Below are 5,833 nucleotides of genomic sequence, written 5' to 3'. Positions count from 1 at the left end.
CACAGCCAGGACCGTGATCTTCCTGCTGGCAGGGAAACTCGACTTCCGCAGTCTCAATCCGCATGTGTATGCTTAACCCACTTGGAATTCAACAGACCCCAAAATATGAACAGCTTTATTTCGGTCGGAATGAGCTGGCATTTTCAGTTGTATAAAGGCGAGCTTGGCTAGTTCATCTAACGTAGACGAATCGTCAATGTATTCAACGAAGAAATGAAGAAAACGACCGTAGTTATTCCTCACAAGTTGTGACTCATCTAAAATGGCCAACATTGTGTTATCAATCGTTTCGGCAGTTGGTTGCGACCAAGGTAAAAGCCAGGTGGCGGCTATTCTATGATTAGTCAAGCTCGACTGTTGAACCACCCTCTCCAGCACATCGCGTTCAAGTGTCACTTGCTGCCTTAGGGTATCCGCAAGTTCATCCAACTCCGGCAATGTGTACCGGAGCACGTTGTCTTGGACATGCTCACCGAGCTCCTTGCGTGCCCGTACCGCATCAAACCACAACTCTCGGTGCTGTACGTAAAGGGGGGAAAGACTGTCGTTGAGTTCAATTCGCTCGGGTTTATCAGCTCGATATCGACTTACGGTTTCCTTTAGATATTCAAATTCAGCGTATTCCAGCATACTCACTTCAATCGTTCTTAGATTCCCGAGCACAATGCTTCCACAGTGAATCTGCCTAATCTGGGGGAAACGGCTTTGTAGAAACTCACATTCGCTCTTCAATTTGGATTGCTCAAACGGTAAAACGCAGCCTTGATCCGAAACAAATGAGAGCGCGGTGAATATTTCACGTGACTCGATTGACGTATTGCCAAATAGCTCAATTTTTGTGCATCCTTCACCAATTGCTCTATCCGGAACGAACAGCGATACCGAAATTACAGCAGCGCCAAAAAGCATTAAAAAGGCGTTCATTGCTCTAGTCATAGCTGGAATTCAGGGTTGGTATCGGGATTTAAGAAATGTAGCTCTCTAAATCGAGAAAGGACGCCCGCGAGACCAAGCAGATATCCTGGTGGTCAAATAGGACTCTTCATTCATAGGACATAACGTCTGAGCTAAGCGGCACGGCTTTAGCCGCGTCCGGTGGAGGCCCGAAGGGCCGGAACGTACTTGAGCGATTTGTTAGCTGTGGAGGAGCCACTCGGCGCCAAAGCGCCACAACCGGCGAGCGAAACCCACCCTAACGCTCGACTGGTAGAAAGCCCGACGCTGCTGCAGCGTTTCCGGGCAGAAGCAGCAAGCAGGTATCCCGCCGGACTGCGCTCCAGGAAGCGGCCGCGCTGAGCCAAGCTACTACCTCCGCGATTGAAATCTGGCACGGCGCCCGTGGCACGGCTTGGGCTTCCAACTGCTCCGCTCTGGCCGTTCTTCGGGGCAGATCTACAAATACTCATTCCAACAGCTAACGTCTGAGCTAAGCGGCGCGGCTTTAGCCGCGTCCGGTGGAGGCCCGAAGGGCCGGAACGTACTTGAGCGACTTGTTATGTTTAAAACTCAAGCTCAAAGCTATAATTGCAGGCATCGGGGTAAGGCCTCTCGAGCCCGTATTGCGCATTAATCCGCCAGATAGGGATCTCTTCTTCGCTCAACCTGATATAAGTCTGTGCCATCGAGTCAACCACCAAAAATGAGGAAGCCATTGACACGGTGACCTCGTGTTCATTGAGTTCCGGGCTCGCTGAGGATGTTCGTACAAAGTTGATCGTATGGACAACCACATTTTCTATTCGATTCGGGACTTCGATCAGAAATATATCGTCCCGCTCTGGGTAGGGCTTCTGAATGCTGGATTGCTCGTGAAATAAACTCGCCATTGACTCTGAATGGCACTCCCAGGCAAAGGCCGAAGCGCTGATTACAGGAAGCAATAGAGTCAAGGCTAGGGGTAGTGGTCTTATAAACATAACGTCTGAGCTAAGCGGCGCGGCGGTAGCCGCGTCCGGTGGAGGCCCGAAGGGCCGGAACGTACTTGAGCGACTTGTTAGCTGTGGAAGGGGGATTCGCCGTAAAAGCACCCCCGCCGGTTGCCGAAGCCCGCCCTGACTCTCGACTGGCGGAAAGCCGGACGCAGCCGCGGCGTGTCCCGGGAAAGCCGGCGACCACGCAACCCTCTGGACGGGACGCCAGAAAGCGGCTGCGCCGAGCCGGGCTACCATCTCTGCGCTTGGAAGCTGCCGGGGCGCCCGTGGCACGGCGGGAGCAACCAACTGCGCCTCTCTGGCCGTTCCGCGATGCCGTTTTAAGAAAACTCATTCCAACAGCTAACGATTGGGTTAACCGGCGCCGCCGTCAGCGGTGTCCGGCTTCGCCGCCCCAGAGTTTTCCGGCGTCCGGTTGAACCCTTTGTTAGATTCGCGATCTCTCAAGTGGCGAAGCTTTTCAATATACTCATGCGAGAGGCGTACTGGCCCGCTAATTGAACAAAGGGGAATTGAATATTGATGGTCACGGGTGCGCATTGAAACAATAAGATATCGCTCCTGGTGAGGGATATTACGGCCGCAGAGACCACCGGTATTGTTGGTGACCGTCACAAAGGATATTCGGCCCGCTTTCGGACCCTTCCACGATTCAAGGACTGACCACGTCACGGTTTGAAGCTGAGTTTCATAGTGGCCGAGATCAACAGTTGATTGTTGTATTGACGTTGGATACCCAATAAAGACAGCATCGTAACGTTCAAGAGCGCGTTCTACCTGGGTATCAATCGGGCTCGTCTTCTCGATGCAGCTACAAGCTTTCGAGTCAATGGAGAGCGTAAGGATTATCAGAAGCAGCAGAATGGCTCTCATCGTCAATCTAACGTCTGAGCTAAGCGGCGCGCGTAAGCGCGTCCGGTGGAGGCCCGATAGGGCCGGAACGTACTTGAGCGACTTGTTATAGGTAAACTCTCTATTGTCTATCGCTGACATAGAGATTGCCCTTTAACTTGAAGCCAATTCGGCTGCTAAGCCAGTGGTAGAGAGGGTATCCAATTATCCCGGCAAATAGTCCATATAGAGTCCCTGCAAGCGGCGTTCCGAAAAGAGACATTGGCACTATCATCGGACCGGCCTGGCCGTAGTTGATTAGGATCACAAGCGGCACCGAGCAAACACCAAAGCAGAAGCCGATTAGCAGGGATGTTTTAAGAAATGAGGTAAAATTGAAGTGAATGGTGAATTCTTGCATTTGATGTCTTGGCTCTTACCTATAACGTCTGAGCTAAGCGGCGCGGCTTTAGCCGCGTCCGGTGGAGGCCCGTAGGGCCGGAACGTACTTGAGCGACTTGTTATGTGAATGCGGCTTATCAGTCTCGTGCACACATTCGCTCACTAAGAGAAAGCGCCCGCAAGGTAGAGGCCGAGCGCCAGCAAGAGGATGAACCCCACCGAACTGCATATGAAGGATTCAAGATCCCACGAGTCCGGAAGCACTTGGTTTCGAGAGCGCGGATAGGTTCCAAGCGTAAAGCCCCTGCATACCGGCCAGCCAACCCAATAGCAGATCGTTCCGAAAAGGATCTCGGCAAGAATCCAACCTATGGCTCGGAAAAAGCCCTTCCCTATCTCCTCGAGGATGTCTTCCACTCAGTCTCCTCAATATTCACATAACGTCTGAGCTAAGCGGCGCGGCTTTAGCCGCGTCCGGTGGAGGCCCGTAGGGCCGGAACGTACTTGAGCGACTTGTTAGGCCTGATAGTCTGCGGATCTCCAACGGGCTCGATAGAGATCTCCAGAGTTGTGGCGTTAACGCAGGCGCTTGGTTGTGGAGTGAAGCTCCAACTCGCTACCGCCTCCAGAATGGCCGCCTCGTATCCGAGGGGCTCACCCGCAGCGTTGCCGATGGGCCGCCATTCGACTCGCAGGATCTCTGGTGAGGATACGCTGCCATTTTCTCTAACAACATACTGGACGTGAGCCGAGCCGGAAAATTCATTGTGCATCTCCGCGGGGAGGACAGGTGCCGTAGCATCTACTGGCACTAGAACAGTCGCGCAAGGAGCCGGCCTGGCCTGGGAGGGCTCGGCCGCATGCACGGCGCAAGCCGAGGTCAACACAATTGCAGCTGGGATGATTCTCATGCAAGGCCTAACGTTTGAGCTAAGCGGCGCGGCTTTAGCCGCGTCCGGTGGAGGCCCGTAGGGCCGGAACGTACTTGAGCGATTTGTTAGCTGTGGAGGAGCCACTTGCCGCCAAGGCGCCGCTGCGGGCGAACGAAGCCCACCCCGGTGCTCGACTGGCGAACAACCTGAGGCGGGAGAGGCCTATCCCGGCAGAAGCAGCAGGCAGGTAACCCTCCGGGCTGCAAACCAAGGAGCGGCGACGCTTAGCCGGGCTAGCAACTCCACGCCTCGAATCTGCCGCGGCACCCGTGGCAGAGCGGGGGCTACCAACTGCCCCACTCTGGCCGTTCTGCGATGCAGATCTACAAATACTCATCCAAACAGCTAACGTCTGAGCTAAGCGGCGCGGCTTTAGCTGCGTCCGGTGGAGGCCCGAAGGGCCGGAACGTACTTGAGCGATTTGTTATGAATCCATGGTTTCGGCAACCCGCTTAAGAAAAAAAGCACCTTCGTCAGTTAACCCCTCGTCAAAGAAGCCACTGCGCTCCAAATCTCTTAGATAGCCTCTTGGGAGGCTGTTAGTAAGTTCATCGAAAGCATTCTTAATCACTACAGGTGGTCGTTTCTTTACGCGTGAAACCCCTAATTTTTGAATAACAACGTCTTTGGTGAAGTGCAGCACTCCGTTGTCAATCTCCGCGTCCTGTAAGCGGCTTGTTCGAACTCTTTCGATGAATTTACGCCGCTTAAGTCTCGAAAGTTCCTCTTGAGCCTCTCGTAGCTGCTCATCTTTCTCTTGCAGCTCAGCTGCAATTTTCTGGCGCTCATCTTCCTTAAGTTTGGATTGCTTGAGAAGTTGGCCAACAATTGCGTTTCGTTCTTCCATGTATTTTTGAATCTCTTTCTTCTCCTCGAGGATTTTGTCACTGCCACTCACAGCGTCTTCAGCCGTTGATGCCCCTGTCTGAAATGAGTCCCTCAGTGAGCTGTATCCTTCATCGAGATTTCGGAGTCGTTCTCCGAAACCACTTTCAATCTTTGATAGCAGGGTTGTGATATCTCGCGTAAATTTGTACGTATTATCGTAGAAGGTATTGCTGGTCTCTGTCGCTTTGAAATAAAACAAGGATGCCAAACCAACAGAAAAAAGCGCCAGAAGTAGAGATAGAAGCATGGGGAAGTCGACCGTCAGATCTACGGGCGTCACCCAAGCCTTAGCTAGTATCGTTGCAGCCGCGGCCAAAGCAATGATCGATTTAACCCAATCCCATAAATTTGCTTTGGAAGTGGAGATTTTCATGCTTCTTTCCTATTCATAACGTTTGAGCTAAGCGGCGCGGCTTTAGCCGCGTCCGGTGGAGGCCCGAAGGGCCGGAACGTACTTGAGCGACTTGTTATAAGACGGATGCAACGACGCGTGCAATTAGGGCTGCGGCTATCGGCGAGGTGAGCAAAAGGACCCTAACGCCAGCTACCGAGCGTTCCTTCCAGGAATCAGGAACCAACCGCCAAGTGTGCTCCGCGTAAAGTAGTGTACCAGCCCCAACTAATAGGTAAGCGAAGATCGCAGACGCAGAGGTAAGGGTTGGCGAAACCACGAGCAGTGTTGTTCCGCCAATGAAAAACATTGCGAGCACACCAAGCAAGAGAGTGTAAAAGCCCCAGAGCTGGATCTTTGAGCCTGTCCCGATTTCTGTGTAACCGCCCATCCTCATAGGTGATCGGTCACCCGATCTTCGAAGTTGATAATAAATTGGTTCAGGGCGTCCTTCCAGT

4 protein-coding genes are annotated in these 5,833 nt (G+C 52.9%); all 4 read right to left on the bottom strand.

Annotated elements, in window-relative coordinates; all coding sequences use genetic code 11:
- Positions 1–72 precede the first annotated feature (72 nt).
- The 4 genes from ACDC67_RS15840 to ACDC67_RS15825 all read right to left on the bottom strand — a co-directional run bounded on the left by ACDC67_RS15840 (position 73) and on the right by ACDC67_RS15825 (position 5,357).
- Complete coding sequence (locus ACDC67_RS15840; RefSeq protein ID WP_376694606.1) at positions 73–936, bottom strand: hypothetical protein; 864 nt, start codon at positions 934–936, stop codon at positions 73–75.
- A gap of 1,349 nt (positions 937–2,285) precedes the next feature.
- Positions 2,286–2,804, bottom strand: coding sequence for a hypothetical protein (locus ACDC67_RS15835; protein WP_376694605.1), 519 nt, complete (start codon positions 2,802–2,804; stop codon positions 2,286–2,288).
- 100 nt (positions 2,805–2,904) lie between these two features.
- Positions 2,905–3,183 carry a hypothetical protein gene (locus tag ACDC67_RS15830; protein WP_376694604.1) on the bottom strand — a complete coding sequence of 93 codons (279 nt, stop codon included), beginning with the start codon at positions 3,181–3,183 and terminating at the stop codon, positions 2,905–2,907.
- Positions 3,184–4,520: 1,337 nt separating this feature from the next.
- Positions 4,521–5,357 (bottom strand): hypothetical protein, encoded by an 837-nt coding sequence (locus tag ACDC67_RS15825; protein WP_376694603.1) that lies wholly within the window; start codon positions 5,355–5,357, stop codon positions 4,521–4,523.
- Positions 5,358–5,833 lie beyond the last annotated feature (476 nt).

The organism is Wenzhouxiangella indolica, from assembly GCF_042310355.1.
GTDB lineage: Bacteria > Pseudomonadota > Gammaproteobacteria > Xanthomonadales > Wenzhouxiangellaceae > Wenzhouxiangella.
This window is presented reverse-complemented; position numbering and strand designations above follow the sequence as displayed.

Bases quoted from the DNA above. Each gene is read 5' to 3' on its own strand.
- ACDC67_RS15840 (WP_376694606.1), bottom strand. From the start codon at position 936: ATGACTAGAGCAATGAACGCCTTTTTAATGCTTTTTGGCGCTGCTGTA.
- ACDC67_RS15835 (WP_376694605.1), bottom strand. From the start codon at position 2,804: ATGAGAGCCATTCTGCTGCTTCTGATAATCCTTACGCTCTCCATTGAC.
- ACDC67_RS15830 (WP_376694604.1), bottom strand. From the start codon at position 3,183: ATGCAAGAATTCACCATTCACTTCAATTTTACCTCATTTCTTAAAACA.
- ACDC67_RS15825 (WP_376694603.1), bottom strand. From the start codon at position 5,357: ATGAAAATCTCCACTTCCAAAGCAAATTTATGGGATTGGGTTAAATCG.